Raw genomic sequence first — 26,874 nt, 5'->3', positions numbered from 1 at the left:
TCAGGGCAAGCTCATTATAAGTCATATTATTTTGAAAATGGCGCGATGGAGTGAAACGGCTTACGGAAACACTCGTTTTGTGCTGCCGCGCAAGTGGCAAACGTATATAGTTACAGGCACAAAACGCGTGTAGCATGCTAGCATGCGTTTCCGATAAGTCGTTTTCACGACTGGGAGCCATTTTTAACAGGAGTGGAATCTTGTAATACGATTCCCCCTCCTGACTGCTAACTATTCACGCAGATTTATAAACTATAAGTAATCTGCGTGAATCTGCGTCTAATTTATAGTTTTTTATCCGTTCAAGCGTGCAAGTTCTGCCTTAACGAACTCTTCTGCCTTTTTGGCAGCTTCGCTGGCTGGAACAAGCTCGGCTTTTTCGGCACTTCTTGGCTTGAACTCGACGTTCGGCAAATTCTTGTCACCGACTGTGATTCTAAGCGGGATTCCGATAAGCTCCATGTCGGCGAATTTAACGCCTGGTCGCTCATTTCGGTCGTCAAGAAGGACTTCGATTCCTGCGGCTTTGAGAGCTTCGTAAATCTTGTCGGCTTCTTCTTTCATTGCGCCTTCGTAGCGGATTGGAACGATACAAACCTGGAACGGAGCCACTGTCATCGGCCAGATAATTCCGTGGTCGTCGTTGTTTGCCTCGATGATTGAAGCGAGAGTGCGGTCAACACCGATTCCGTAGCAGCCCATCGTTGGGGTTGCAGGCTTTCCGTTCTCTGCAAGGAAAGTTACCTTCATTGATTTTGTGTATTTCTGACCGAGCTTGAAGATATGTCCAAGCTCATTTCCCTTTTTCTGGTAGAAAGTTTCGCCACAGCATGCACATTTGTCACCTTCTTTTGCAAGGCGCACGTCAGCTGCCATGTATGGAACAAAGTCGCGGCCCGGCTCGATGTGCTTTACATGGAATCCGTCTTTTCCGGCTCCTGCGATTGCGTCGTGAATCTGAGCCTCAAAAGTGCCGTCTTCTTTTGCAGTCATGATTGAAAGGTCTGCGATAATCGGGCAGTTTACTTTGCGTGGTCCAACAAATCCGTGAGAAGCTCCGCTCATTGCAACAACTTCCTCAGGCTCTGCCAGCTCTACTTCGCTTGCCTTTACAAGACCCGCAAGTTTTGCCTCGTTTGCATCAAGATCACCACGGATAAGAACGCAGAAGAATGCCGTCGGGTAGTAATCGCCTGCCGGGTCTTTTACGCGCTCCCATTTTTCACATCCTGGAACTTTTGTAAGGTCAAGCGCACAGTTTGTTGCTTTGTAAATGAGCGCCTTGATGAAAGTTTTTGGAGAAGCGTTGAAGAACTTTTCCATGTCTTCGATTGAGAAAACGTTTGGTGTGGCAACTTCTTCCGGAGCGGCATCTGTTTTGACAGAAGGAGGATTGTCCTGTGCACAGGCAGCCTTCTCTGCATTTGCGGCGTATCCACATTTTGGGCAGATGATGAGTGTGTCGTCACCGATTGGAGACTCAACCATGAACTCTTCTGAGCCGCTTCCGCCCATTGCGCCTGAGTCAGCCTTTACAGGAATGATTTTGAGGCCGAGGCGTTTGAAAATCTTGTGGTAAGCCTTTGCGTACTCTTCGTAAGTCTCGTCCAATGACTCCTGAGTTGCGTGCATTGAGTAAGCGTCCATCATGATGAACTCTCGGCCACGCATTACGCCGTATCGAGGGCGGATTTCGTCGCGGTATTTTGTGTTGATCTGATAGAGGTTTACAGGAAGCTGCTTGTATGAGTCCAGCCCGTCACGAACGATTGCTGTGTAAGCTTCTTCGGCTGTAGGAGAGACAACCATGTCCTGCTCGCCGCGGTTTTTTGCCTTGAGCATCTGAGGACCCATAGTTTCCCAGCGGCCAGATTCCTTCCAGATTTCACCAGGAACGATTACAGTTGATTTGAATTCGAGTGCGCCAGACTCGTCCAGTTCTTCGCGGATAATTTGTTCAAGTTTATAAAGAGAGCGGACACCCAAAGGAAGATAAGTGTAAAGTCCGTTTCCAAGTTTGCGTGTGATTCCAGCCCGAAGCATGAGTTTGTGGCTGGCGATTACAGCCTCACTGGGAGCTTCGCGGAGTGTCGAAAGATAGAATTTAGATGTTTTCATAGAAGATATTTTATTGAATTGCAAGGGGTTTTACAACTGAGGGCAGAAACGCCAGAAAGCATTTCATTTACTGTCAGTAAACGTCTCACATTCTGGATACAAAACCTTTCGTTTGCTTACACAAAACAAAGTCCTTTCCCGGCTATAAAGAAAAAAATAGGACGTTTTCTGCATCATTAATTATAGTTTGAAAAATAATTCTTTATTTTTGATGAATTAAACGCATTTTATAGTGATAATTCTTCACTTTTGAGGAATTAAATTGACAATCTTCCCCTATGGGTTTATCCTAACATTAATGAGAATTGACTCTTTAAGCTCAGATATTCAAATCCTCAAGGAAGTCGGCGAAAGACTTAAAAAGGCTCGCCTCCGCGCAAGAATGACTCAGGCAGAGCTGTCATCTGCCAGCGGTGTCGGCAAAAGTACCATTGAGCGTGCAGAGCAGGGCGAGGGCATCCAGCTTTTAAATCTCATAAAAATCATGCGTTCTTTGGACGCTCTTCCTCAGCTTGATACCGTTTTTCCTCTTTACGAGCTTTCTCCCATGGATTATCTGGCAATATCAGATAAAAAATCTGCTTTTGCTCAGGTCAAGCGGGTCTACAAAAAGCGGAAGGGCTCATCTTCTTCAGATTCAGATTTTGTCTGGGGAGAGGATAAATGATTTACAGTGCAGAAATCACTCTTTGGGGAACAAGTGTTGGCGCAATTTCTCTTGATGAAGGGCAAAAAATTGCCACTTTTGAATACAGCCCCTCATTTTTAAAAAGCGGAATTCAAGTCTCTCCCATTATGATGCCCTTAAAGCCCGGCGTTTTTTCTTTTCCCAATCTTTCTTACGAGAGTTTTCATGGCTTGCCGGGGCTTTTAAGCGATTCTCTGCCGGACAAATTCGGTAACGAGCTTATTTCTGTTTATCTTGCAAAACAGGGCCGCCTGCCGGAGTCTTTTAATGCGGTTGAGAGGCTTTGCTACACCGGCTCGCGGGGAATGGGAGCCTTGGAATACCGGCCATCCTTGAGCGAGGCAAATTCTTCCGATTTGGAAGCAATCCGTATTCAGGATTTAACGGAATTGGCCGAAATCGTCCTGAACAACCGCAAAAATCTTTTCGCAGTTTTCGATGAGGCTGACAAAAAAGGCCTTTCCGAATCCTTGCAAAAAATCATTACGCTTGGAACAAGTGCGGGCGGTGCCAGGGCAAAGGCTGTAATTTCATTAAATCCTCAGACAAATGAAGTCCGTTCGGGGCAAATCGACAATTCCGAGGGTTTTGAATACTGGCTTTTAAAATTCAGCGGGCTTTCAAAAAACAAGGACAAAGAGGGTGACGACAAAAGCGATTTCGGTCTGGTTGAGTACGCCTATTATTTAATGGCAAGGGAATGTGGCATCAACATGAATCCCTGCCGCCTGCTAGACGATGGCAAAAACAGGCACTTCATGACCAAGCGCTTCGACAGGTTCATTGACAAAAATGGCCGCACTCAAAAACTTCACATGCAGTCACTTGCGGCAATGGCACATTTTGATTTCAATCAGGCTGGCTCCGCAAGTTACGAACAGGCATTTACGGTAATGAACGCTCTCAATCTGCCGCATTCTGACAAAAAAGAATTCTTCAGGAGAATGCTTTTCAATGTAAAGGCCCTAAATTGCGATGATCATGTAAAAAACATTTCCTTTTTAATGGATAAAACCGGAAAATGGTCCCTTTCGCCGGCCTATGATGTCGCCTTTGCCTACAATCCGAACGGAAAATGGACAAGCAGCCACCAGATGACAATCAACGGTAAACGCGAAAATTTTATTCCATCAGACTACGAAAAATGTGCAGAAATTGCAGGTCTAAAAAAAGCAGAAATCAGCACAATTTTTGCAGAAGTTGAATCTGGAATCAAAAAATGGCTGAATTTTGCAGAAGAGGCGGGGGTTCAAGAAAAAGATGCAAGGACGATAAAGCTCTTGATGGAAAAACTTGTTTAAGTCCTTAACATTTTTCTTTTTACTACAACGTCAGATTCAAGTGCCTTGGCAAACCATCGACCATAATCGGCGAAAGTTCTGCCTGAATCAGCGGATGGATGTAGTGAATCAGCTCCTGAGTTACATAATCGTCATCGGTAATCCATTCGAGAGGGATTTTCTTTTCGATGTTTGCGATTTTGTTTACGTCGGCTGTTTCTGTGATTACCATGTAAGGATCGTCGGAAACGCGCTTGATTACCACGACTTTTCCGCTTTCGCCCTCAAATGCCGCTTTTACTGCCGCACCGCCCACGTTGTAGGCCTCGGTGATGTCAGTTCGGCTGGTCATGTGGGCCGCACATCTCTGCAAGGTTGAAAGCTCGATTGCCCGCGCCTTAAGGCCCAGAACGGCTGTGATTTTGTTGGCGAGGAATTTTGCGGTTCCGCTCATCTGCTTGTGGCCGAAAGCGTCCACGAATTCAACGTGCTCCGCAAGCTCAAAGACAAATCTTCCGTCAGCAACTTTTACGCCTTCTGAGACTGCCACGACGATTGATTTTCCTTTTTTTGAAAGCTCGTTGATTTTGCTGATGAAGTGATCCACGTCAAAAACTTTCTCAGGAAGATAAATCAAGTCTACGCCCTCGCAGTCGTCTGATTTTGCAAGGGCTGCTGCCGCCGTGAGCCAGCCTGCGTTTCGTCCCATAATCTCCACGATTGAGATTGTCGGGGAATCGTAAACATGACCGTCGCGGATGATTTCTTTCATTGTGGCGGCGATGAATTTTGCGGCTGAGCCGTAGCCCGGAGTGTGGTCCGTTACGGCAAGGTCGTTGTCGATTGTCTTTGGAACGCCCATGAAACGGATGTCGCTTTTGACGAGATTTGCGTACTCGGACAGCTTTTTGATTGTGTCCATTGAGTCGTTTCCGCCGATATAAAAGAAGAATTTTACATCCAGCTTTTTGAGGATTTCAAAAATTCTTTCGTAGATTTCCTTTCCTTCTGAAACTTCCGGGAGCTTGTAGCGGCATGAGCCCAAAGCAGAGGCCGGAGTTCGCTTTAAAAGGTCGATTGCCATTGTTGAATCAAGTTTTTCCGTCAGATCGACATATTTTTCGTCCAAAAGACCTTTGATTCCGTTGCACATTCCGTAGATTTTTTTTGCGCCGCGGTCCTTTGCTGTTTTGAATACGCCCGCAAGGCTAGAATTGATTACCGCCGTTGGGCCTCCAGACTGCCCGACAATTACATTTCCGTTCATGACTTTTTCCTTATTAAAAAAAAGCCCCGCATTTAAGCGAGGCATTATATTAAGATTTTTAGCTTATGACGGCTGTTTTCCGATATATGCGAGAATACCGCCGTCTACATACAAGATGTGTCCGTTGACTGCGTTTGAAGCGTCAGATGCGAGGAATACTGCAGGACCTGCGAGTTCTTCTGGGTCGAGCCAGCGTCCAGCCGGAGTTTTTGCACAGATGAATGAATCGAATGGGTGGCGGCTTCCGTCAGCCTGCTTCTCGCGGAGAGGAGCTGTCTGTGGAGTTGCGATGTATCCAGGTCCGATACCGTTACACTGGATGTTCATTCCGCCGTACTCAGAACAGATGTTGCGTGTGAGCATTTTGAGACCGCCCTTAGCTGCTGCGTAAGCAGAAACTGTCTCACGGCCGAGCTCAGACATCATAGAACAGATATTGATGATTTTTCCGTGTCCCTTTGCAATCATTCCTGGCAAAACAGCCTTAGAAACGATGAATGGAGCGTTCAAGTCAACATCGATAACCTGACGGAATTCTTCTGCTTTCATCTCAATCATTGGGATTCGTTTGATGATTCCTGCGTTGTTTACGAGGATGTCAACTGTGCCGACATCTTTCTCAATCTTTTTGACTGTTTCCTGGACCTGCTCTTCGTTTGTTACGTCGCAGATATATCCGTGAACATCAGTGATGCCTGCTTCTTTGTAATTTTTCAAGCCGAGGTCGAGCTGCTCCTGTCCGCGGTCATTGAAAACAATTTTTGCACCTGCGGCTGCATAAGCCTTGGCGATAGCGAAACCGATACCGTAAGAAGCACCAGTAATCCATGCAACTTTACCAGTAAGGTCAAAATCTTTCATTTTGAATTCTGCCATTTGAAATCCCCCAAATAACTAAAGATATTTTAAGGATATTGGACAAAACCGATAAAATCAATGAGAAAAACTGTTAGGTTTTTTACAATTAGCGTACTATTTAGTTGCTCAATTCGCTGGCAAATGCTGAAAGTTCGGCGTTGAGGCGCATTACTTCCTGAAGGTTCTGCTGGACGAGCACGCACTTCTTCTGGAAGTCGTCCGGGAAGACCGCAAAGCTGTTGAAGGCGCCGGCGATAATTCCCTGGCTGTTGGTCAAATCGCCCAAAGTAACTTCCTTTTCATTGCGGAGGGTAATCATGCTGTCGTTGTCCTTTGTGATTGAAACCACGAAGTTCGAGAGCATGCTGCCTGTTTCCTGAATGAAGCTTTCGAGGATTGCCTGAATTCCGTCGAGTGAAGCGTTTGCCGAGTTGATCAGGTTGTCCATGTCTGTGACGGAATCCTGAACTGATGTGATTGCGTCGTTCTTTGAGACTTCAATCTGCTGCAAAATCCTGACGTGATGGAGGCGGCTCATTACGGGGCGTAGATTTTCGAAGACAGAGTAGATTGTCTTTGCCCGGCTGGTGATGTTCTGACAGGTTCCCTGCAAGTCTTTTTGAACCAGAATATAATTTCCGAATTCATTAATCATTGCCTTGTATTTTTCGAGGATGTTGGAAACCTGGCGGGCAATGTTGTTGTTGCCGAAAGCGTGGTTGTTGAGGAAGCGGGACTCGAAATCCATGCGCATTGTGTCGGCGTTTTCCATGATTTCGATGACTTCCTGCCAGTTGCCCGCGAAATTCGAGCAGAGTTCCGTGAAGCTTGTTGAAATCTGATTTGTTAAGTCGAGGGCCCGCTGGCGGCCTGCGTTTACTTCTGCTTCTGAGGCCGAATTGAGGTCGCTGAGTATTTTTGTGATGGAAGTTAAGCCGCCTGAAATCTGATTTTTGCTTGAGAGGACTGATTTTGTGCGCTCGATAGCAGGGATAATTGAATTGACCTTGCCGGAAAGCTCAGAAATTGACGGATTTACGTTTGAAATCATATGTGAAATGTCGGAATTGCATTCTGAGTCCTTTGATGAAATGGAGCGCTGAGACTCGATGATGGCCGAGAAAATTGACTTGAGCGAGTTGATCTGTTCCAAAAGCTGGGCTTCCTCACCGCTGAGCTTGTCTGAATAAACGAACATGTCCTTTGAAAGCCGCTGCAAATTCTCGGTGATTTTACTGAATGCCAGACCCTTTTCGCCGGATTTTACGGAAATGACCATTGCATTGAGGGCGATAAGCTCCATCTGCTCGGAGTCTTCCTTGACTTCAGCAATCATTTTGTCGAGTTCTTTCAAGTCCTTGATTTTTTCGTTGAGCTTGTCAAAAATCGGCGTGTACTTTGCGCTGAAATCCGTAATGCTGGATGCTGATTTTGAAGAAAGAGAAACGCCGATTGATGAGATTGTTTCCTTCAGTTCATTAAAACTTGTATGGCTGTTGTGATGTTCAATCTGCGGGAAAAGCGACTCAAGCTGATTAAAAATGGATTCAAACTTTGAGTTGATTGAGCTGATTTGTGAAAGAGCTGAAGTGACGTTCATATTTATATTCTCCAAAGAATTCAGAATTCCTGCTTATGTGCGTTAAGATTATATTATAAAATCAAATCCTAGGAATTACAATGATTTTTTGCTATGCTTTGATTTATGCGTAAGTTTTCTATAATTTTTATTCTTTTATTTTCTATTGTAAGCTTCTCTTGCTCCAAGCCCGGCGACCTGACGATTCAGCGGGCCATGAAGTTCTATCAGTCTCAGGATTACGAAGAATCCCTCAAGCTTTTTAACGAAGCCCTGGAAGAAGAAACAAATTATTCTCCCGAACTGATTTACAATTTTATCGCGAACGTTTATCTCAAGCAGGAAGATTTGGAAAATGCCGTAATTTACCAGCAAAAGTCCTGCGACCTTCATCCCGAATACCGCAATCTGGTTTCCCTGGGAATGACTTACCATCTTTTAAACCGAGACCAGGAAGCCGAAGCCGCCTACCGCAAAGCCGTAGACTTAAATCCCCAGAAAGGTGAAGCCTACGCCAGCCTGGGAGCAATGTATCTGGGCCAGAACAAAATCCTAGAAGCCACAGAAAATCTAAAAAAAGCCGCCACCCTGGAACCCAAAATAGCCGTAATCCACGCCAACCTGGCCGTAGCCTACGCCGCCTCCGGAAACCTCACCGAATCCGAATCCGAATTCAAAATCGCCGAAGAATTGAAGTGCAAAAACCTAGAAGAATTCAAAGAAAGAGCAGCCTCTATGCAGAAACAGTAAATCACGCTTTTTAAGTTGCCCGACAAACCAACAAAATGGCTGGAGTTGGCGTTCTGGCACAAAATCGCTTGAGCTTTGCTCACCGCGATGTTTGGGACAGGTTGCCAACGGGAAGCCATTTTGTTGACTAAGCCCGAAAAACCCAAAAATCATGATTTACTGTTGACAATGTTACCGAATGTTCGGTATATTCTAGTTACCGTATGTTCGGTAACACTATGCTCAAAAGCGAAAAAACAAAGCCAACAAAAGAATTGATTCTCGACGCCGCATTTTCCTTCTTGGAAAAGCCAGGTTTTTCTTCATTCTCAATGAACGAACTGGCTGCAAAGGTTGGAATTTCAAAGCCGGCAATTTACCGTCACTTTACGAACAAAGAAGCTGTTCTTGAAGCGATGGAAGACCGCATCGTCGACAACATGGCTTTCTTTTTGAAAAACGTCACCTGTCAGAACGAAATTGCCTCACAAAAGTCACTGGCTGAGCTCGTTGATTATTTCGGTTCCAATCCCAATCACGTCAATTACTTTATCGCCCAGATGTCATCAACCCCAAATTACGAAGAGCGTCTTTTTGACAAATTGTTTGACCGGGGCGTTGCATTTCTGGAACACGAAGATAAAAATCTTTACCTCAAGGATTTCCGGAACGACATGCAGAAATTTTCAAGGCATGTTTTCTGCGGCATGTCGATTTTTTTCTTTGTCAGCATGCAAAAGCGCCTGATGAATCTGGGCAAAATCACAAAGCCTTCAGAAAATTTCGGTGATAAAGTCGTTGCCCTCATGCTCGAAGGCCTTTCCGGTACAACCCAGCCTTCTGATGCCTTTCATCCTGAGTCAATTTCAGAATCACGCAAAAAGGAAATTTTCGAGCTTTGTAAAATCCCACATGAAACTTTCCCGGAAGAAAACAGAATCTTCACGGCTCTTGCAAACGTCATCGAAAAGTACAAAATCCCCGGCGTTACGGTCGAAAGGATTGCGGACGAACTTAATATGGCAAAATCATCACTTTATGAATATTTTGGTAACAAAAACGAGATGATTAAGTGTCTTATTAATAAGGAGCTTCAGCTTCTTCAAACAATTATCATCGAAAATTCTGTGGAAGCGAAAAACTTCACTGAGTACGTTTACATCCTTATGGCGAGCGAAATGGAATATTTTTCTCACCGCCCTTCCATCATTCCGATTTGCGGCTGGCTTTTGATGGGCGATGAAGAAATCTCAGAAAAAAAGATGGAAGATTGCGAGGAAGAAGGTGAAGCTTCCCCTTGGGAAAAACGGCTTCCGGAAAGAGTGACTGCCCCTGACCTGGGCTTCCCTTACGCAAGCGACGTGATTACCGGCTGGATAAAATGTCTTCCGGTTGCCTTTCTTGTTGAGGCAAAGGGCAAGAATATCAGCGAGGAAAAACGCATGGACGGCTACATGCTGATGATAGATTATATTCTGAACGGAATAAAATAACGTTCGAAGATATTAGTGAAAAACTTGGAGAACTATAGATGAAAAAAATTGCTGGAATTATTTTGATTGGATTTACTGCGACAGCCCTGTCTTTCGCGCAGGAAGTCGTAAAGCTTTCAATTGATGATGCTGTTGACTACGCTATCAAGAACAGCCGTACCCTCAAGAGCAAGGACATCGATTTGGAATTAAAGGAAAGGGCTTCAAAGAATGCCTGGAACGTATTTTTGCCAAGCGTTACTGCAAGCGGAACCATGAAAAGGGCTTCAGAAATCAGTCCCCAGTATGCGGCTGCAGGCCTTAACGATTATCCTGACGAGGAATCTCGCTGGGATGTAATCGGCGCCCTTTCTGCAAGCTGGAATTTCACTCCTGCTTACATCGCTCAGATTAAAATCTCAAAGGCTCAGTACGAGGCCGGAAAAATCAGCTGGGAACAGAATCTCCGCGAGACAACAACAAACATCAAAAAGATGTATTACGGCCTTATCTTGCAGCAGGAAAGCCTCAAAATCAAAAAGACTTCCCTTGAAAATACCCGCCAGCGAATGAATCAGGCCGCTACAAACTTCAAGAACGGTTCGATTCCAGAGCTTCAGTATTTGAAGGCACAGGTTGACTATGAAAACTCCAAGCCTGAGGTTGATACAGCCGAGCAGTCTTTGAATCAGCAGATTGATTTGTTCGAGTTTATGATTGGTATGCCGGTTGGAACTCCAATCGAACTGACAAGCACAATCGAGCCACTTTATATCGACGTTACGGCAGAAGAGCTGCTTGAAAAATATTCTGACAATGACCTTCAGATTCAGGCCCTCGAAAAAAACAAGCTTGCCGCCAAACTGGGAATTTCCGCATCTGACCTTGCGACATGGATTCCGACACTTTCTTTGAGCTATGGCTGGCAGCCGATGTATGTTAACGGCTCAACAATGGGTCTTCCGGCAAACGCCAAGGCATTCGGCTTTGCAAGTGACGTCGGTTCGGACGAAAAATGGTACAACTCAGGAAGCCTTTCGCTTACCCTGGCATGGAATATCACGAACATGCTTCCATGGTCTTCAAACCGCCAGAAAGTAAAGGATTACAAGCAGCAGCTGGTTCAGCTCGACCTTTCCCTTGAGACTCTCAAGGAGAATCAGAAAGTTCAGGTCCGCAAGGCTGTTGATACCCTCAATCAGGCACGCGAGCAGATTGATTCAATGGCCCGCAACGTTACTCTTGCACAGAAAGCTTACGACATGACGGTCCGCTCATACCGAAACGGAACTACTGAGCGACTTGATTTGCGTGATACTGAATCTTCACTTGATCAGGCTAAGCTTGGTCTCGTAAATCAGAAATTCCAGTATATCTCTGCTCTGATGGATCTGGAAAATACACTGAACACAAACCTTACTAAGTAAACAAACTGGAGGAAATATATGAAAAAATATGTACAATCTGCAATCACACTCGCTTCAATGGCGGCAGTTCTTACCTTCATGAGCTGTGGTCCCAAAAAGCCTGGACAGGGAGCAAATCCTGAAGAAGTAGAGACTCTTTACGCTGTCTCAACATACAAAACAGTCGCTGGAAACCTTGACGACTACCTTGAATTCGGCGGCGACGTGGCTTCGGTCAATGAAGTCATGGTTTTGCCGGATCAGGCAGGAAAAATCACCAATATTCTGGTCAAAGTCGGTGACATGGTAAAACTCGGTGACACAATCGCCTATGTAAACCCTCTCCGAGCAGGCGTTGTCTATAACGACAGCCCGGTAAAGGCTCCAATCAGCGGAAGGGTTACCTCTCTCCCGGTCACAGTCGGTTCAACAGTTTCCCAGTCTTCTCTGGTTGCAAAAGTTGCCCGCACTGATGAACTTGAAATCAGAATCAATATCGCCGAGCGCTTCATCAGCCGTATTTCTAACGGTCAGAAGGCTACCGTAACATTCGATGCATATCCAAGCGTTGAATTCGGAGCAAAGATTTTTGAGGTCAGCCCGGTTCTGGACACTTCAACCCGAACAATGGGCGTAAAGCTCCGTCTCAATCCGCCAGACAGCCGCGTAAAGGTCGGAATGTATGGCCGGGTCAAGCTTGTAACTGAAAGCGTTAAGAATGCAATCGTTCTTCCTGTTTCAGCCCTCGTTACCCGCGACGGAAAGGATTATGTCTTTGTCGTAACTACTCCGAAGTCAGGTCAGAATGCGGCCGCTGTAAGCATCCGTCAGGTTACAAAGGGTATTTTGGTTGACAATCAGGTTGAAATCACAAAAGGCCTTGAGGCAAACGAAGAAGTCGTTATCAAAGGTCAGACTTTGCTGAACGACGGTGCAAAGGTCAATATCGTTTCTACAAAATAAGAGGTGATTCATGACTATTTCTGAAAGATGTGTTAATAAACCGACGACGACATTCCTTGTTTTCTTGATGTCCGTTCTGCTCGGTATTTATTGTGTATTTAAATTGCCGGTAGACATGTACCCGGATATGGACTTGCCTTACATGATCGTCATTACGACTTATTCAGGTGCAGGTCCTGAGGAAGTAGAGCAGAGTGTTACGCGAACGCTCGAAGGTCAGCTTTCCGGTCTTTCCGGCCTCAAAAAATTGCAGTCGCGCTCAATGTCGGGCACAAGTTTGATTATTCTCGAAATGAACTACGGAACCAACCTGGATGCCGCGGTCAATGAAATCCGAGATAAAATCGATATTGTCCGAAGTTATCTCCCGGATGACGCAAATTCTCCGATGACAATCAAGATGGACCCTTCGATGATGCCGATTATGTCGCTTTCATTGCAGGGAAGCCGAACTCCTGAGGAACTTCGAACTTACGCAGAAGACGTCGTTCAGCCACGACTGGAACAGCTTGACGGTGTCGCTTCGGCAAATGTCATGGGTGGACGAGAGCGCTCTATCAACGTTGATATTCCCCGCGACCGACTTGAAGCTTACGGTCTTTCAATTTCGACAGTGGCTCAGCTGATTGGTGCTCAGAACATTCAGTCTTCGGGCGGTACAATCACTTCAGGTGATACAAACTATACTATTAAAACAAGCGGTAAATATCAGTCACTCGATGACTTGAAGAATACCGTAATCTCATACAAGGCAACTTCGGAAGGTCAGGTCCGCACAATCCGTCTCCGTGACGTCGCTGATGTTTACGACGGCTACAAGCGCGAGACAACCCTTGCTTACCTTGACGGCCAGCCTTGTGTCGTTCTTTCGATTCAGAAGCAGTCTGGCAAAAACTCAGTTACGGCTGCCCGCAACATCCGAAGGGCAATTCCTACTATTAAAGCCGAGCTTCCTGCCGACGTTGAGCTGATTGAAACTTCAAACACAACTGACATCATCGAGCAGACAATCAATGAGGTTGTAAAATCGGTTGTTCAGGGTGCCTTGCTTGCAATCCTGGTCCTGATCATCTTCCTCCGCTCAATTAAATCGACTGTCATCGTCGGTCTTTCGATCCCGATTTCAGTATTCATTACCCTCATGTTCATGTACTTCCAGGGACTCACGCTCAACATGGTTTCCCTTGCAGGTCTTTTGCTGGGTATCGGTATGCTGGTCGATAACTCAATCGTCGTCCTCGAAAATATTTACGCTTACCGCCAGAAAGATGCAAAACCCCGCGTGGCTTCGGTCCTCGGTTCTCAGGAAATGGTCATGTCAATCACGGGCTCAACGCTCACATCAATCTGTATCTTCGCTCCTATGCTCATGTTCAAAAAGACTTTGGGCATCATGGGCCAGATGTTCAACGATTTGGCATGGACAATCATCTTCTCGCTCACATGTTCTCTTCTCGTCGCAATGTGTCTCGTTCCGGTTTTGACTTCAAAATACCTGATGATTGATAAAATTGACACAAGCAAGAAGGGCGAGGGTAAATTTGCCGGCTTTATTTATGCAGTTAACGGCGCCTTCAACAACTTCTTTGCCAAACTTGATGAAAATTATGCAAAAGGCGTCAGCTTTGTTCTTCACCACCGAAAAATTGCCCTTCTTTCACTGGTCGGCCTTTTCTTCGTTTCGATTTTTTCTATTAAATTCATCGGCTTCATCTTCATGCCTGCTTCGGCTGCAAACACAGTTTCAGTTGAATTCACCCTTCCACAGGGAACCAAACTGGACATCACTGATGACACGATGCACGAATTTGAAAATCTCGCTACCCAGGAACTTAACGGCGTAAAATACGTCACCATGACGGTCGGCGGAACCAGCATGTTCTCTTCAGGTGCAGAAACAAACAAAGGTAAAATCACATTTACCCTCTATCCTCCAGCAGAACGCCAGCCGGGCTACGACAATGAAAAATCAGCAAAGGCAAAGCTCCGAAAGCATTTCAATGACTTCCCTGGCGCTGACCTCAAATTTGCCGCAAATGCAAACAGCGCTTCATCTTCAAGCGACATCAACATCATGGTTAAGTCTGACGACTTGAACCTGGTTCGTGAGTACGCTTCAATCGTTGAAAAAATGCTCAAGGAAAAGGGCACGGAATATGTTCAGGAAGTTACCTCTGACCAGGAAGAAGGTCTCCCGGAGGCAACGATTACCGTAAACCGCGAAAAGATGTATGAATTCGGCTTGAACATCCACACAGTCGGTGCGGAAATTTCCGGGGCCATCAACGGAACTACTGCCAGCCGCTACACAGAACGCGGTAAGGATATCGATGTTGTAGTAAGGCTTTCTGCCCAGGACAAAAAACGCCTGGATGACCTGGATTCAATTTCGGTCGTAAACTCACAGGGTCAGAGAATCCCGCTCTCAAGCTTTGCCCGCTACGACGAGACCACTGCCCCTGTTACAATCTATCGTGAAAACCAGGCCCGCGTCGTTCACGTTACTGCAAGCCGCGTTGACGGAATGTCTCTCGGTGTCTGTCAGCAGGGTGTCCGCCAGCTTTTGGCAGACAATATTCCAAAGGAAGACGGCGTTACGGTTCAGCTTGGTGGTTCAATGGAAGACATGGTTGAGGCCGTTACAAACTTCGGTATGATTATCATCATGGCGGCTTTCCTTGTATTCGTCGTCATGGCTTCTCAGTTTGAGTCGCTCCTTGACCCCTTTATCGTCCTTCTTACGATTCCGCTCTCATTTATCGGCGTTATCATGATTTACGGACTTACTGGCACACAGCTCAACGTCATCACAATCATGGGTATGCTGGTTCTGGTCGGTACAATCGTAAACAACGGTATCGTTCTTGTTGACTACACAAACCTGCTTCGAAAGCGAGGCATGGAACTTGAAGAGGCCTGTGTCGAGGCAGCCCGAAACCGACTCCGACCAATCCTCATGTCAACTTTGACCACAGTAATTTCCCTTGCTCCAATGGCATTCTTCCCGGGTGAAGGCTCACAGTCAATGCAGCCAATCTCGCTCACTGTATTCGGCGGTATGACATTCGGTTCTTTGATGACACTTTTCATCATGCCGACTATTTATTTCATCTTCAACAACCGAAGATTGAAGAAAGCAGAGAAAAAACGCCGAAAGCAGCTCATTAAGGAAGGAAAAATCACAAAGAGCGAAGAGAAACAGCGTATAAAAGAAGAAAAGAAACGCGCAAAACTCGAAGCAAAGGCTGCAAAAGCGGCTAAAGACCTGGAGGAGTTTAAAAATGGGTTATCTTGAGAACATTAAAATTCATGCCGGCGTGCAGAAAAGGGTTGAAATCATTTTCTCTCAGGCCGTAGAAGAAGACTTTGTCGCTGAATTCAAAGAGCAGCAGGTCGGACTTAAATACACGAAACTGGCCAACGTCATGGGCGCAGGCTTTTCAAACCCCCGCCTGGGCGATGCAATCTGGCCTCAGCTCAACATGATGTACATCATTTATTGCAGCGAGGAAGATTGCGGCAAAATCATCGCGATTGTCGAAAAATTGCGTGAAAAGTACATGGGCGAGGGAATCGCCTGCTTCGTCAGTGAATCAACGGAGGTGTAGGGTATGGCAATAGTCACGCTTACAAGACAGTCCGGCTCCTTCGGTGACGAAATCGGAATGCTTATTGCACGCAGACTCGGCTACACCTTCTTTGACAAGCACGAAATTGAAAGGCGGATTATCGCAAAAGGCCTGCCAAAAGAGGAATTCCTCAAATACGATGAGCGAAAGCCGACTTTCCTTGCGCGATTCGCCAAAAACCGCGATAAATATCTGAACTTCCTCAGTTCGGTTGTTCTTGAAATCGCAAAGGAAGGAAATTGCGTAATCATTGGCCGCGGTGCCTTCCTTTTCCTGCGGGACGTTCCAAATCATATAGCGCTTAAATTCCTTGCGCCTTTTGACGTGAGGGTTAAGCACATGATGGAGATCAAGAATATCGAAACGGAAAAGGCCACCCAGATTCTGCTTGAAAAGTCTGACAAGCGAAAAGTTGCTTTTTATAAGAGTTGCTTCAAGTACGATTTGCACAGCATGGACTTCATTCATGCCTCAATCAACACCGGAATGGTACATCCTGACATGGTTGCTGAAATGATTGTTGCCGCTATAAAGAACAACATCACGCCGGAAGTCGAAGAGGCGGGCAGGCAGCGGGTCGAAGAGCTGATTCTGGCCCAGGAAATGGCAAACAAGCTGATTTTCGAGCACGGACTGCACATCGACGAGCTTTGGGTGATTGTTCGTGATAAAAACATCACGCTGCACGGAGTCACAAGTTTCCATGCCACAGTCGAGCGCGCCGAAACAATCCTTGAGAGCGAATATTCCGGCTACAAGGTTGTGAGTGAAATAAAGTGCGTGCAGGATAATCGTTTTAGCAAGGCATAGTAAACCGGGGCTTCCCGCTGCCTTCAGCTATGCTTACGGCCAGCGGGTCGGCTGTTCCACCCTTCGCTAACGCTCATTGCTGCATTGGTTTCGACTCCGCTCAACCAACGCAGCAACTTCGGGGTTCCATAGCCTAGCCCAAATAGCTGCCAAAAATCTTCTTATAATCTTCAACGCTTTCGGCTGCGACGATTTCTTTTCGGAGGGCGGCTCCACCTTCCAAGCCCTTTGAATAGGCACAGAATCTTTTGCGTGCGTCTCGGCAGGCGGCAAGTTCGCCCATGTCTTCTACGAGCAAGGCAAGTTCCCGGAAGCCGGTCTGAATGCGCTGTTCCACAGGAATTTCTGTGATTGTGCCTTTTGTGAGGAATTCACGTGTTTTTGTGAACAAGAACGGATTACCCATTGCTCCGCGGGCAAACATCACGGCGTCAACGCCAGTCTGCTCCAGCATGCGTTTTGCATCTTCCGGCGTAAATGCGTCTCCGCTTCCAAACACAGGAATTTTTGAGTCAGTTTTTTCGTGAACGAATTTTACAAGCTGGGCAAGGGCATTCCAGTCGGATTTGCCTTCGTAGCCCTGGGCGCGGGTTCTTCCGTGCATCGTGATTGCGGCCGCTCCGGCTTTAAGTGCTGATTCGGCGCATTCCTTCCATGTGATGTGCTCTGCATCCCAGCCGAGTCGGAATTTTACTGTGACAGGTACTCGGCCTTCTACAGCCTCAACTACGGCACTTACGATTTTATAAAGATGATCCGGGTCCCGGGTGAGGGCACTTCCTGCGTTTGACTTGATGATTTTTGGAACAGGACAGCCACCGTTTATGTCGATGCATTCAGCACTTGTTCGCTCCAGAACAATCCTTGCCGCATTTGCCATTGTTTCCGGCACTCCGCCAAAAATCTGGACGGCATAGGCCTTTTCGTTGGGAGCGCGTGACATGAGGTTTTCAGTCTTTTCGTTGTTTCGCGTGAGTGCTTCGGAACTGACCATTTCCGTGTAGGCAAAATCAGCCCCGCACTCCGCACAGATTGAACGGAATGCGCGATCAGAATATCCCGCTACAGGAGCCAGGAAAAGGTTACCGGATAGAGAAAGTTTACCGATTTGAACTGGATGATAGAGCGGCATCTTCAGATTACTCTGGCAGTCTGAAAATCTTGCAGCTGTTGGTCCACAAAATCTTGCTGAGTTCTTCCAAATCCATTTCGAGCATTTCTGAAAGGAAGCGTGCTGTTGACGGCAGGTACTCAGGCATAGCCCGTTTGCGCTCGCGGAATTCGGCCGGAACCATGAAAGGACTCTCGGTTTCAATCAACATTCGCTCTACAGGAATATTCAAAACGGTTTCATGCAGGTTGCGTGCGTTTCGATAAGTCAAATTTCCTGCGAAAGAGAAGTAAACGTTGAGGCCTGCTTCGAGACACTTTTTTGCATAGGCTGCGTCTTCTCCGTAACAGTGCAAGATTGCTCCTGCTGGCGGAATTCGCTCTTTGAGGATGTCGAAAACGTCTTTTCCGGCTTCGCGGCTGTGGATGATTACAGGCTTGTCGTATTTTTTGGCGATTTCGAGCTGGGTGATGAAAAGCTCAGTCTGCATTCGCTTGTCACCGAACTGCTTGTAGTAGTCGAGACCGCATTCACCAACGGCAATTACGTTAGGCAGCTTGAGACCTTCCTCGATAGTTTTAATCCAGTCTTTGCCCGGGTTCATGACCTCAACCGGAGCAACACCGACGGCATGATAAACACCAGGAATAGATTTGATGTTAGGATAGACTTTCTTGAAGTCGTGGAGACTATTATTAATGCTTACAATACGTGTAACTCCGGCTAATTTAGCCTTCTGAATTACACGTAACTGTTCAATCGGGTCCTCATAAATGAGCCCGATATGGGCGTGAGTATCAAAAAACTGCATGGCTTTCTTCCAAATAGATGTGAATATAAGAAGAGAATTAAACTCTTTTTTCTTTTACTCCGATAGAATAACAGAGAAAATAGCAACTGTCAAATTTTTTGCACTAAAATGGGGATAAAAAATCTCTAAAATCAGCAAAATATTTGACCTTGTTTGTGTTGTGTGATATATTTCTATGGATTGTCTAGAAATATTTAGAAAGCCGGATATTGGAGTAAGAACTTGGCAAAAAGCAGACACTATAAGAAGATCGAAAAGAATGCAGTTTCAGCTTTGCTTCACGGACTGCAGAGTCTCGCAAACGGTATTGGCCGGATTTTTGTAAAAATTTTTAAAATTTGTGACAGCAAGCTCACAATCATGATCGTTCCTCATTCTCAGGGTAAGGTAATCAACTTCCGCACAAATGTTTTTGCACTTGCTTTCGGAATCGTCCTCGTAGTCGGAATTGTTTCTTCTTTTATCTACTTCAAAAAACAGGATTCAGGCATCCGTGAGGAACTTGCCCGCTCAATGCGTGAAAACCGCGACTTGCTCGCAAGCTTCGACGAACTCCGTGACGAAAACAACAATGTCCTTCAGACAGCCAAACGTTTCCGCTCATCACTTTCACAGACACTTTCCCTGCTCGGAATCAATCAGTCATCATCTGTTGCAAAAGCTTCGGTTTCTGACAGCGACTTGAATTCCCTCTTCGATACAAAAGATTCAGTTTCTGGTTCCACAAAAGAAGCTTCTGATATGCGCCAGCTTTCTTCTTATTTGGAGAGCGCAATCCAGCCAATCGAGCAGATCGGTAAAATGCTCGAAAGCCAGGAAACTCTTTTCGCAGACATTCCTAACATCTGGCCGGTAAGAGGCGGCATCGGTCATGTCTCACAGCCTTTCGGTCAGACAACCCACCCGATCACAGGCAACTGGTACATTCACAAAGGTCTTGATATTTCAACATGGCGCAGCGGCGACCCAATCCTTGCTACGGCAAACGGTCAGGTTGTAACGGTTGCATACGATTCAGGTTTCGGCAACTACGTCATCATCAAGCACAAGCACGGAATTTACACACGCTACTGTCACATGGCTTCAACCCGAGTCAAAAAAGGTCAGTTCGTTTCTCAGCGTGACGTAATCGGCTACATCGGAAGCACTGGTATTTCAACTGGTCCTCACCTTCATTACGAAGTACACATTGGTTCTGACGTTGTTGACCCTGCAAAATACGTAAACATCAAAGTCTCAAAATAAAATATGGCTCTATTAACGGATAATATTTCAATCAAAACAATTATCGGACTTGGTTCTGCAATCTCTGGCGACGTTCATGCCGATGGTTTTATCCGCGTCGAAGGCGACGTGGACGGAAATCTTGAATCGACAGGTCATGTTGATATTGGTCGAGAGGCCCGCATCAACGGAAACATCACGGCTCAGTCAGTTGTTTTGGGCGGAATTGTCCTGGGTGATATTTATGCTCCCAATCAAATCAAACTCCTTTCTTCTTCTGCTGTAATCGGCAACATTTTTACCCGCAATCTCGAAATCGAAGAAAACGTAATTTTCCACGGACACTGTATTGCCTTAAAAAAGGAAGAAGACTTCAATCAGGCTTCGGAACGCTTCTCAAATGAACTGAGCATCCGGAGCAAGGCAGTTTGATGGCTGAGCTTTCATCCGTAAATACGCAGTTAAACTCCCAGTCACTCTATTTCGCAGCGACTCAAGCGGCTTCCCAGCAACTAGCACAACAGGCAAAAAAAACAGAAAAAAAGCAGAAAACTTCCTTTGCATCATCTTTGAGCGCACATCAGGAAAGGGCCCAGCTTCTTTCAGAGGGGCTTCCTCTTGAACTCGCCGGAATGACTGACGAGGAAGCGGTTGTTTTCCTAAAAGACCAGATGGATATGGCCGGCGATGAGCTTAAAGCCAGGCAGGATCTGGCCTCCATGGAAAATTACCGCAAAAAAGTCGGCCATTTCATGAAATTCATAGTAAAGAACAATTTTGAGTTTATAAAGAAAAAGAGATTTGGCAGAAACAGAAAGGGCAGACCTGTGGATCCATACTGTCAGGTTCAAATTATAGACCAAAAATTGAATCAGCTGGCGGCGGAAATGTTGATTTTGCACGGATCGAATCTAAGGCTTCTTGCGAAACTTGAAGAAATCAACGGTTTAGTAGTAGACTTATTGGCGGAGTAAAAAATGAGCGATATTTTTGAACAGGATATAAACGACAGCGAAGAAGACATCTCAAAACTTGAAGATGCAGATTTTAAGCCTTACGAAGAAGAAGGCGAAGAGCACTTTGTTTACCCCAAAATCCTCTACCTCGTGCGTCTGGAATATTCAAGCGAGGGCGTTTACGTCAGCGTTCCGGATAAATTCGAAGAATTAAAGGGCGGCGACAGAATCATAATTCCGACCCGCTACGGAAAGGATATCGCCCTTGTACTTGGAAGAACCAATCATCCGGTCGGACTCAAGCCAAGTGACATCGTAAAAGTTGAGCGCAAGGCAAACGACGACGACATAAACAGAATCGAAGAACTCAAAGAAAAGGAAATTGATGCCGCAAAAGTCTTCAAGGAAAAGGTTTCCGAGCACGGACTGGACATGAAGCTGGTTGCAGTCCACTTCCTTCTTGAAGAAGCAAAGGCTTTGTTCTTCTTTTCAAGTGAAAACCGCGTTGATTTCCGTGAGCTGGTCAAAGATTTGGTCAGCGTTTTCAAGATGCGAATCGAATTGCGTCAGATTGGCGTGCGCGATGAAAGCCGTATTATCGGTGGACTCGGCGTTTGCGGCCGTCCTTACTGCTGTCATTCCGTTCGCGATAAACTCCCGCCTGTATCAATCAAAATGGCAAAGGAGCAGAGCCTTTCCCTCAATTCAACAAAAATTTCCGGTCAGTGCGGCCGCCTGCTCTGCTGCTTGAGCTATGAATACAACTGGTATGCCGAAGCCCGCAAAAAACTCCCGAGCGAAGGCCTCCACATCTATTATGACGGCTCAAATTTCAGAATCACGGACGTAAATCCAATCAAGCAGATTGTGCGCATGCTCAGTGAGGACGGAAGATTGCTCGAAATTCCTGCCAGCCGCTTTGTAAAGGACAACGGCAAGTGGAGCATCAAATAATCAGCTGCTGAAAGAGAAGTTAGTTTTTAGGAAATCACAACAATCAGGTCGTCTGATTTTGGCGTGAATTCGTTGCGCTTGTAATCAGCGTAGAAAGTGAATTTCGTGAATCCCGCATCTTTTGCGTATTGTTCGATTTGATTTTTGGTGAGCGGAAGGATTTCTGCTCCCTCAGTGACCGTCAGCCTCTTGCCGTTTCCTGTTTCAAGTTCCTGGCTTACAATTTTTTTGCCGTCCGGGCTTGTCTTGATTCCTGTAAAAAGTTTTACGCGGATGCTTTCGCGGACTGGAAGTTTTACCGACGGTTCAATCTTGAATTTTTCAAAATTTGGAAGCTTTATGATCAGTTTGCCCTTTGGAGTCAAAAGCTGCTTGCAGTCAAAGAAAAGCTTGGCCATGAGGGTTGTGTCGTGGGTGTAAATTATCCTGTTGTTGGGAATTGTTATTACATCATAAAAGGCCTTGCCCAAAAAGCGGCACATTTCCAGACTGGACATCTGAAAAAAACGGAGTGCCATGAGCTGAGTGCGTCTTTTGCGGTTGGCAGATTCAATGAGCTGGTTTACGGTTTCAAGGCCGGTGACGTCAGCGTTGCCTTTTGCAAGATAGTGTTCAAAAGTACCGGTGCCACAACCTATGCTGAGATATTTGACCGGGGCTGCAAAAGATTTTGTTTCTTCTTCATAAAATTTTTTTACATCATCACCGGCGGAGTATAATTCATCATAGTACTCGGCGATGTTTTCATATAATTCCATATTTTAATGATAAGTCTGAAATCCTTAAAAAGCAAGCAAAACGAACGCGTGAGCACATGTCAGGAGCCTTAAAATTGGCCCGGAATTTACATAAAATAGAAAAAATTAAATCCTTTTCTTGTAAAAATTAGATTTAGAGAATACAATAGTTATATGGGATTCTTGCGGGCTTTAAAGGAATTATTTGAATCTATATTTTTAAGTTCATCTCCAGAGGTAAAAAAACGAATGGAGATGCACAAAATTGAAAACGAGTTAAAAATCTTACCGTCGCAAATCATTAAGAATGGCTTGCTTCAGCCAAATTTTGCGGAAATTTTCCGTGTTCTTTACGAAAATACCAAGCCCATCGACGACATTCTTTCCAGAACAATCAGCTCAGAGGACATTCAGCGAAACGCCCGCTTTGAAAACGAGCTTATCTTGACGGGATTCGACGCCGAGTCTCAGGACAAAATGGAAAAGCTCGAATACGAGAACCGCAAGAGCGAAATCATGGAGTCCGACACGGCTATGAACAAGCTTCTTGAAACGCAAAAGCGTTCACTTGAGTCCCTGCTCAAACAGCTTAATTCTCCGGGCTTCATTAAAATCGACGACACCCTCTGTTCATTAAAGCAGCTGGCTGACATCTGTCATTTTAACTACATCAACATCGTCCGCCTTTTCGACCAGGATTTTGACGGCCTCACTTCTTCTTCGCTTGGAGTTGTCGGCTTTGTTTCACCTCAGCCGCTTGCGCCTATCCTGCAGGACTTGTACTACCTCACCGGCAATTTCCACATCAATCAGGCAGAGGTCAGGGCGGTCTGTGCCTTAAAGCAAATCCTCCACGGCAAGCGTCTGGACGAAGCCGAAAAGGAAAGCATTTCCAAAAATTTAAAGATGATCAATTCTGTCTTTTCACAGTACCTCACTTCAGACGTGCTCAAAAAACTCATCTGTCTGGGCCGGAAAGACACCAACATCACTTTCCAGTTTGCAACATACCGCTCAAATTCACTCAAAAACTTCATCGAATACATGCAGAAGCGCTTTGCCTCTGACACTGAGCGAATCAAGGGCGAAGTCAAGGACTATACCGTTTCATTTGAGATTAAAGAGCTGTTCGGAAATGAGCCGCTTGAGCTGATTCATGTCTACAATGCCGACACAAACGAATTCCTGCGCGTAAACACTCCATATTCTTTCGTCTGGATTACGCCTCTTCAGGTCATTAAAACCTTCATGTCAGTCTTTATGACTTCATCAGTCAGGACGGTTCTCAACAATATCGTAATCGAAGGATTTTTCAACAATCAGAACTACAAGGCAGATTTTTCTTCTACCATTTATGCCCTCAACGAAATCGACAATCAGATTAAGGAATTTGAGGAAAGTTTTGGTCGCGGAGGCAAAAACAATGAGGCTGAACTTCGTGGTCTTGTTCAGGACAGCCGTACAAATGCAGATTTCCTAAAAAAAGTCGGCACAATGGTCGATAATATAAATAATCAGGCTCATAAGCTGATTCAGGAAACATCAAAAACCTTGTATCAGCTCTATCTTGAGATTGGTGAATTGATTATTGATTCAAAAAAATCCAAGTCTGATATGGTTTCTAATATTAAGGTATTGCTTTCATCAGCACGAAATCACGATGGTGCTGGAATGATTGAGCAGCAGCAGGAAAACTGGAAGCTCTTCCTTAAAATTATGAAGAATTATGCTATAATCGGCGAGATTGATAAAGACCATGAGTGATGAAATCCTAGAAGTTACGCAGGGCGAAAAGACTCAAAATCTGATAAACGAATACGAGAAGCGAATTTTCGATTTGAATCAGCTTCTTGAGATTTCGCGTTCCCTTTGTTCAACCCTGGAATTTTCTACATTGATAGAATCAATCCTCTACACATGCATGGGCCAGTTCCACGTCCTCGGTGCCGGAATTTTCGTCCTCAATGCGCTTGATGCTGATTCTTTTCATCTTGACTCAAACTACAATGGCATTGATCCAAATCCAAACATTGCCTACATAATTCCTACTTCAAATCCTGTCGTTTCCCTTCTTGAAAGCAGCAACAAGGTTTATACAGTTGATGAACTGGTTGCCGAGCTTCCTGATTCAACAGATTTGAACATGATTACGACCCTCAAGCCATCCCTCATCATTCCTCTGGTTCAGCATAACCATTTAAACGGAATCCTTCTGCTTGGCGAGCGTATTACTCTTTCTGATGATGCCGGTTACAACGACTACGAAAAGGAACAGCTGGGTGTAATCGCTTCACTTGCTTCTATTGCAATCAACAATGCGGCTCTTCTTGAACGTTCTTCAACAGACATGATGACCCATCTTAAACTCAAATATTTCTTCTATAATGTACTTACAGATAAGCTCGATAATGCTCTGGCGAGTGAAGGCCATCTTTCGGTCATTATGTTCGATATTGACTTTTTCAAGCGATTTAACGACACTTATGGCCATGCCTGTGGTGACTATGTTCTTCAGACAGTAGCCAAAATCATCAAATCTAATATCCGTGACAAAGACATGGCTTCACGATACGGTGGCGAGGAATTTACAGTCCTGCTCAACGAAACCCGCATGGAAGACGCCATGATTGTTGCAGAGCGAATCCGCAGCAAAGTAGAGCAGTTTGATTTTTGCTACGAAGACCAGCATGTAAAAGTTACCATTTCTATCGGTGTCGCAACTTTTGACTCCCAGCACAATCCTGTGACCTCGCCAAAATTGCTCGTCGATCAGGCAGATCAGGCCCTTTATGTTTCAAAACGAAGCGGCCGAAATCGCGTTACCTTTGCTGATTCAAAGGTAATTTCTGACGTAACACTGGATAAATAATGAATTTTTTGAGAAAACCCTTTTCTTATTCTTTTGTCAGGGCAGCCTTTGCCATTGTTTTAATCAATATTGCAGTTCATTTTGGTCTTGGCTTCCTTGGCCTCAACAAGAATTTCTTTGCCTTAAATGTCGTCGGCTTTGTCTACAGCCACTATTTCTGGCAGGTATTCACTTACATGTTCGTTCACGGTGATTTAAGTCATCTTTTCTTTAACATGCTGGCCCTTATGATTTTCGGAACGGCCATAGAAAAGGCAATCGGCTCGCGGGAATTCCTGCTCATGTATTTTGTGATTGGAGTTTGCAGCGGACTTTTTTCACTGGGCGTTTATTACGGATTTGGCCGCTTTTTGATGGCAAATCAGATTCAGCCATGGACTTTTTACATTTCTTTGATTGGTGCCAGCGGCGCGATTTACGGTCTTCTTTTTGCCTACGCGGTTTTCTTTCCGCGGTCAATGATTTTCATCTGGGGAATTATTCCTGTTCCGGCTCCTCTTATGGTCCTCGGATATGCAGTAATTGAATTCGTGAGTCAGTTTGTCGGTTCAAGCAATGTTGCCCACATGACTCATCTTGCTGGATTTGCCTTTGCCTGGCTTTATTTTGTGATTCGCATGGGAGTGCATCCGATCAGGGTATGGAAAGACGCTTACAGAAGATAATTTTACTTTTTCTGATGTCGATTCTTCTCCCCTTATGGCCCCAGGACGTCAGCCAGGAGAGGATGGTTCGTTTTGCCATCTGGGCTTCGATGGAAGCTTTTCCTGGAATTGAGCAGGTTGAAAAGGACGCTTACGCCCTTCCTGTTAAAAAAATCCGTGAGATAACGCCGCTGATTCTTTCTGGCATGGTTTATGGCTGGAAATTTGAATATGTTCCCTATGACAAGGCCCGTGGCGTTCAGGAATATTTTGAATTTACTCCGGTTCATGAGCTTTCAAAAGAAGAAATGCAGGCCGTGAACTATGAAAAGCCCTGGATAAAAGAATCGATTATGAACTGCTGGGTTGAATACCGCCGCACGGATCCTCAGCTTCATATTTACAAGGGCTGGGCATCAGTCTTGCATCCGAGAATCAAGGGAGAGGGCTATGCTCCGCTTTCAGAAGGCTTTGAGGGCTTGCAAAAGGCCTGTGCAGAGGCATTAAAGTACGCCGTCCGCAATTACGAGCGCAAGTGGATTAAGACCAAGCCCAAGGAAATCAGCGGAACCGTCTTTATGAGTCAGCCTCCGAAAATCGGTGTAGATGCCGGCAGATATAAAGTTACCCTTGATTTTTTTATGGAAACGGATAAAATAGTAGAGTATAAGACTTTTTAAAAGTTTTGCAGCTTTTTGGTCTTAACTAAACAGTATAAATTACTTGCAGAGAGTTGCTTTCTGGTAACGTCTCAAACAAGGAGGATTTT

24 protein-coding genes are annotated in these 26,874 nt (G+C 45.4%); 17 read left to right on the top strand and 7 right to left on the bottom strand.

Translation table 11 applies throughout. The features are described 5' to 3' along the window. Nucleotides 1-294 precede the first annotated feature (294 nt). Nucleotides 295-2,118 carry a proline--tRNA ligase gene (locus HNP76_RS13680; RefSeq protein ID WP_184661510.1) on the bottom strand — a complete coding sequence of 608 codons (1,824 nt, stop codon included), beginning with the start codon at nt 2,116-2,118 and terminating at the stop codon, nt 295-297. A gap of 298 nt (nt 2,119-2,416) precedes the next feature. Here HNP76_RS13680 and HNP76_RS13675 point away from each other — a divergent pair, with 298 nt between their 5' ends. Next, nucleotides 2,417-2,785 (top strand): helix-turn-helix domain-containing protein, encoded by a 369-nt coding sequence (locus HNP76_RS13675; RefSeq protein ID WP_184661508.1) that lies wholly within the window; start codon nt 2,417-2,419, stop codon nt 2,783-2,785. Next, on the top strand, nt 2,782-4,107 hold the full coding sequence (locus tag HNP76_RS13670) for a type II toxin-antitoxin system HipA family toxin (protein WP_184661506.1): 1,326 nt from the start codon (nt 2,782-2,784) through the stop codon (nt 4,105-4,107). The genes HNP76_RS13675 and HNP76_RS13670 overlap by 4 nt, the downstream gene beginning before the upstream one ends. A 22-nt stretch (nt 4,108-4,129) precedes the next feature. Here the strand turns inward: HNP76_RS13670 and HNP76_RS13665 are convergent, their stop codons facing one another. The 3 genes from HNP76_RS13665 to HNP76_RS13655 all read right to left on the bottom strand — a co-directional run bounded on the left by HNP76_RS13665 (nt 4,130) and on the right by HNP76_RS13655 (nt 7,811). Next, nucleotides 4,130-5,353, bottom strand: coding sequence for a 6-phosphofructokinase (locus HNP76_RS13665; RefSeq protein WP_184661504.1), 1,224 nt, complete (start codon nt 5,351-5,353; stop codon nt 4,130-4,132). 63 nt (nt 5,354-5,416) lie between these two features. After that, nucleotides 5,417-6,229, bottom strand: a complete 813-nt coding sequence (locus HNP76_RS13660; protein ID WP_184661502.1) for a gluconate 5-dehydrogenase — start codon at nt 6,227-6,229, stop codon at nt 5,417-5,419. 100 nt (nt 6,230-6,329) lie between these two features. Next, the gene (locus tag HNP76_RS13655; RefSeq protein ID WP_184661500.1) at nt 6,330-7,811 is read right to left on the bottom strand and encodes a coiled-coil domain-containing protein; all 1,482 of its coding nucleotides are present in this window, start codon (nt 7,809-7,811) and stop codon (nt 6,330-6,332) included. A gap of 105 nt (nt 7,812-7,916) precedes the next feature. On the opposite strand from HNP76_RS13655, the gene HNP76_RS13650 reads away from it, so the two are divergent. The 7 genes from HNP76_RS13650 (at nt 7,917) to HNP76_RS13620 (ending at nt 16,799) form a co-directional block, all read left to right on the top strand. Further along, nucleotides 7,917-8,540: a tetratricopeptide repeat protein gene (locus HNP76_RS13650; protein WP_184661498.1), complete on the top strand. Its 624-nt coding sequence runs from the start codon at nt 7,917-7,919 to the stop codon at nt 8,538-8,540. A gap of 203 nt (nt 8,541-8,743) precedes the next feature. Continuing rightward, nucleotides 8,744-10,012 carry a TetR/AcrR family transcriptional regulator gene (locus tag HNP76_RS13645; RefSeq protein WP_184661496.1) on the top strand — a complete coding sequence of 423 codons (1,269 nt, stop codon included), beginning with the start codon at nt 8,744-8,746 and terminating at the stop codon, nt 10,010-10,012. Between the two features lie 38 nt (nt 10,013-10,050). After that, nucleotides 10,051-11,418 carry a TolC family protein gene (locus tag HNP76_RS13640; protein ID WP_184661494.1) on the top strand — a complete coding sequence of 456 codons (1,368 nt, stop codon included), beginning with the start codon at nt 10,051-10,053 and terminating at the stop codon, nt 11,416-11,418. 18 nt (nt 11,419-11,436) lie between these two features. Beyond that, nucleotides 11,437-12,360, top strand: a complete 924-nt coding sequence (locus HNP76_RS13635) for an efflux RND transporter periplasmic adaptor subunit (RefSeq protein WP_184661492.1) — start codon at nt 11,437-11,439, stop codon at nt 12,358-12,360. A gap of 10 nt (nt 12,361-12,370) precedes the next feature. Beyond that, the gene (locus tag HNP76_RS13630) at nt 12,371-15,655 is read left to right on the top strand and encodes an efflux RND transporter permease subunit (RefSeq protein WP_184661490.1); all 3,285 of its coding nucleotides are present in this window, start codon (nt 12,371-12,373) and stop codon (nt 15,653-15,655) included. Beyond that, nucleotides 15,642-15,968 (top strand): PG0541 family transporter-associated protein, encoded by a 327-nt coding sequence (locus HNP76_RS13625; protein ID WP_184661488.1) that lies wholly within the window; start codon nt 15,642-15,644, stop codon nt 15,966-15,968. Before HNP76_RS13630 ends, HNP76_RS13625 begins: the two co-directional genes overlap by 14 nt. A gap of 3 nt (nt 15,969-15,971) precedes the next feature. After that, a complete protein-coding gene (locus HNP76_RS13620) occupies nt 15,972-16,799 on the top strand; it encodes a cytidylate kinase-like family protein (protein WP_184661486.1) in 828 nt (275 codons plus the stop codon). Nucleotides 16,800-16,932: 133 nt separating this feature from the next. On the opposite strand, the gene dusB is transcribed toward HNP76_RS13620, so the two are convergent. Further along, a complete protein-coding gene (gene dusB / locus HNP76_RS13615; protein WP_184661484.1) occupies nt 16,933-17,931 on the bottom strand; it encodes a tRNA dihydrouridine synthase DusB in 999 nt (332 codons plus the stop codon). Nucleotides 17,932-17,938: 7 nt separating this feature from the next. After that, nucleotides 17,939-18,721, bottom strand: a complete 783-nt coding sequence (locus HNP76_RS13610) for a TatD family hydrolase (RefSeq protein ID WP_184661482.1) — start codon at nt 18,719-18,721, stop codon at nt 17,939-17,941. Nucleotides 18,722-18,943: 222 nt separating this feature from the next. Here HNP76_RS13610 and HNP76_RS13605 point away from each other — a divergent pair, with 222 nt between their 5' ends. From HNP76_RS13605 to HNP76_RS13590, 4 genes are read left to right on the top strand one after another with little or no spacing between them, the layout of a single operon-like run. Beyond that, nucleotides 18,944-19,966 carry a M23 family metallopeptidase gene (locus tag HNP76_RS13605; protein ID WP_184661480.1) on the top strand — a complete coding sequence of 341 codons (1,023 nt, stop codon included), beginning with the start codon at nt 18,944-18,946 and terminating at the stop codon, nt 19,964-19,966. A 3-nt stretch (nt 19,967-19,969) separates the two neighbouring features. Next, complete coding sequence (locus HNP76_RS13600) at nt 19,970-20,377, top strand: bactofilin family protein (RefSeq protein WP_184661478.1); 408 nt, start codon at nt 19,970-19,972, stop codon at nt 20,375-20,377. Continuing rightward, entirely contained in the window at nt 20,377-20,919 is a 543-nt protein-coding gene (locus HNP76_RS13595) for a YaaR family protein (RefSeq protein ID WP_184661476.1), read from the top strand. The genes HNP76_RS13600 and HNP76_RS13595 overlap by 1 nt, the downstream gene beginning before the upstream one ends. A 3-nt stretch (nt 20,920-20,922) precedes the next feature. Continuing rightward, nucleotides 20,923-21,855, top strand: a complete 933-nt coding sequence (locus HNP76_RS13590) for a PSP1 domain-containing protein (protein ID WP_184661474.1) — start codon at nt 20,923-20,925, stop codon at nt 21,853-21,855. A gap of 26 nt (nt 21,856-21,881) precedes the next feature. On the opposite strand, the gene HNP76_RS13585 is transcribed toward HNP76_RS13590, so the two are convergent. Beyond that, nucleotides 21,882-22,613, bottom strand: coding sequence for a class I SAM-dependent methyltransferase (locus tag HNP76_RS13585; protein ID WP_184661472.1), 732 nt, complete (start codon nt 22,611-22,613; stop codon nt 21,882-21,884). Between the two features lie 234 nt (nt 22,614-22,847). Between HNP76_RS13585 and HNP76_RS13580 the strand changes: the two genes are divergently transcribed. Genes HNP76_RS13580 through HNP76_RS13565 form a run of 4 tightly spaced genes read left to right on the top strand, consistent with a single transcriptional unit; the run spans nt 22,848 to nt 26,785 of the window. Next, entirely contained in the window at nt 22,848-24,356 is a 1,509-nt protein-coding gene (locus HNP76_RS13580) for a DUF5312 family protein (RefSeq protein ID WP_184661470.1), read from the top strand. Then, the gene (gene dgcA, locus HNP76_RS13575) at nt 24,337-25,461 is read left to right on the top strand and encodes a diguanylate cyclase DgcA (protein ID WP_246462676.1); all 1,125 of its coding nucleotides are present in this window, start codon (nt 24,337-24,339) and stop codon (nt 25,459-25,461) included. Before HNP76_RS13580 ends, dgcA begins: the two co-directional genes overlap by 20 nt. Continuing rightward, nucleotides 25,461-26,126, top strand: a complete 666-nt coding sequence (locus tag HNP76_RS13570) for a rhomboid family intramembrane serine protease (RefSeq protein ID WP_184661468.1) — start codon at nt 25,461-25,463, stop codon at nt 26,124-26,126. Before dgcA ends, HNP76_RS13570 begins: the two co-directional genes overlap by 1 nt. Next, a complete protein-coding gene (locus tag HNP76_RS13565) occupies nt 26,102-26,785 on the top strand; it encodes a hypothetical protein (RefSeq protein ID WP_184661466.1) in 684 nt (227 codons plus the stop codon). Before HNP76_RS13570 ends, HNP76_RS13565 begins: the two co-directional genes overlap by 25 nt. Nucleotides 26,786-26,874: the final 89 nt, after the last annotated feature.

The sequence above is a fragment of the Treponema ruminis genome (genome assembly GCF_014201975.1).
Taxonomy (GTDB): Bacteria; Spirochaetota; Spirochaetia; order Treponematales; family Treponemataceae; genus Treponema_D; species Treponema_D ruminis.
The sequence above is the reverse complement of the archived record's forward strand: the minus strand, read 5'-3'. Positions and strand labels throughout refer to the sequence as shown.